The sequence below is a fragment of the Nocardia sp. NPDC058666 genome (assembly GCF_042714895.1).
Lineage (GTDB): Bacteria > Actinomycetota > Actinomycetes > Mycobacteriales > Mycobacteriaceae > Nocardia.
Genome location: NZ_JBHXRY010000056.1, coordinates 1 through 2,086 on the forward strand (window position 1 = coordinate 1; position 2,086 = coordinate 2,086).

General features: G+C 73.0%; 2 protein-coding genes. One reads left to right on the forward strand and one right to left on the reverse strand.

Annotated features, from left to right (window positions below; all coding sequences use genetic code 11):
* On the forward strand, positions 1-448 hold a 448-nt coding region (locus tag ACFWVD_RS28360; protein WP_379247935.1), incomplete at its 5' end, for a zinc-binding dehydrogenase.
* 17 nt (positions 449-465) lie between these two features.
* Here the strand turns inward: ACFWVD_RS28360 and ACFWVD_RS28365 are convergent.
* On the reverse strand, positions 466-2,037 hold the full coding sequence (locus tag ACFWVD_RS28365; RefSeq protein WP_081524763.1) for an alpha/beta hydrolase: 1,572 nt from the start codon (positions 2,035-2,037) through the stop codon (positions 466-468).
* Positions 2,038-2,086: the final 49 nt, after the last annotated feature.

Here is a 2,086-nt window from a genome sequence, read left to right on the forward strand (position 1 = left end):
CTCCGGCACCGTCGCCGCCCGGGTCCGCTCCCTCGCGCCCGGCGGGGTCGACGCGGTCTTCGACCACGTCGGCGGCGACGGCATCGCCGACTCCTGGCGGCTGCTGGCGCCCGGCGGCACGCTCGTCTCCTACGGCAGCGCCGCCACCCGCGACGACGAGGGCTCCGGCTCCTGGCCGGTACTCAGGCTGCTCGGGCGGGTGTGGGTGTGGAACGCGCTTCCCAACGGCCGCCGCGCGTACTTCTTCAACGTGTGGGCCGGACGCGCCTACGCGAAGGACCGCTTCCGGGCGCGTCTGCGCTCCGACCTCTCCCAGGTGTTCTCGGCCCTGCAGCGCGGTGAGATCACCGCCAGGGTCGCGGCCGAGATCCCGCTGGCCCGCGCCGCCGAGGCGATGCGCCTGGCCGAGTCCGGCACGGTCGCCGGCAAGGTCGTCCTCGTCCCGTGACCCGGCCGTCGGACCGGTCAGGAGAAGGGGAGCCGGTCGGGTTGGCAGGTCGTGCCGGGCGGCGGGAGTGTGCCGTCGATGAGGTAGCGGCTCTCGTAGGTGTTGATGCAGGTGCTGGAGTTGTTGAAGAGTGCGGTGTGGCCGTACCCGTTGTTCGTGAGCAGGCGGGCGTCCGCCAGTTCCCCGGCCATGGCCTGGGCGTCCGAGTAGGGCGTCGAGGGGTCGTACGTGGTGCCGATCACCAGGACGGGGTGCGGCGTGGGCTTGTCCCAGGGGCCGTCGTACCGGTTGGCGGCCCGGGCCGGCCAGGTGGCGCACGGCTCGCCGGACCAGGTCCAGTACCGTCCGGCGTCGCCCGCACGCTTGGCGCTGTCCTCTTCGAGGCCGGGGTAGACGCCGGGGTCGCGCGGGTTGGGGCTGTCGGCGCACCACACGGCCGCCGCCTGCTCCTCCCCCAGGTACGGACCGGGCTGCTTGACCGGGGGCGGGGGCGGGTACTGGGGCGGCTTCGGGGTGCGGCCCTGCCACAGGTCCTGGAGCCTGGCGGCGAGATCGGTCCAGCCCGGCCGGACGATGTACAGACTGCTGACCGTGTCCGCGACGGTGGCGGCGTACGTCCAGGGGCCCACCGGGTGCTCCCGCAGGCGCTGCATCAGCTGGTCGTACTTGGCGCGGGTGGCCTGCGGGCTGCCGGCCGAGAAGGCGCAGCGGGCGGTGGTGGCGGATCCGCAGAGGTCCAGGAACTTGTCGAGGGTCGCCGCCGCGGTGCGGTCCGAGCCCATGCGCAGGAGGGTCGTGGTCCGCGGTTCGCTCGGTGAGGCGTTGTTCGTCCATGCCAGCGGGTCGATGTTGCTGTCCAGGACCATGGCCCGGACCTTGTCGGGGAACAGGTTGGCGTAGGTGGCGCCGAGAATGGTCCCGTAGGACACACCGAGGTAGTTGAGCTGTGGTTCCCCCACCGCCCGGCGGAGCAGCTCCAGGTCCTGTGCGGTGTCGGCGGTCGAGACGTGGCGCAGGAGGTCCGGGTCGCGTTTCTCGCAGCGGCGGCCCAGCTCCTCGTACGCGTCGATCCAGGTCGCGCGCTCCTTTTCACCCACCGGGAAGCCGATCGGTTTGCCCGCGGCCCAGGTCTTCGCCTCCTCGGGGCTGTCGAAGCAGTTCACCGCCGTGCTGTTGCCGATCCCCCGCGGGTCCCAGCTCACGATGTCGAAGCGTTCGCGCAGCTCCTTGGGGAACGAGTCGTAGTTCTGCGGGACCTGCACCGTTCCGGGGCCGCCGGGGCCACCCGGATTGACGAAGAGGGTGCCCACGCGCCGTGCCGGGTCGCCCGCCGTGCGCCGGACCACCGCGAGATCGATGGTGCGGCCCGCCGGATCGGCGTGGTCGAGCGGCACGCGGGCGGTGGCGCAGTCGTACGGGCTGCCGGGTTTGCAAGGGCTCCAGTCGAGCGCGGGGACGGTCGCCGAGGGTGACGGCTCCGCGTGGGCGGCGCCGAGCAGCGGCGCGGTGAGCACCGACGAGCAGATCGCTCCCGCGACGAGGACCGCCGCGCAGCGGCCGCGGCGGGACAACGGGCCGGGTCCGGGCATCTTGCGCCCTCCTCCGCCTCAACTGCACGCACCCCTACCTCCACCAAAC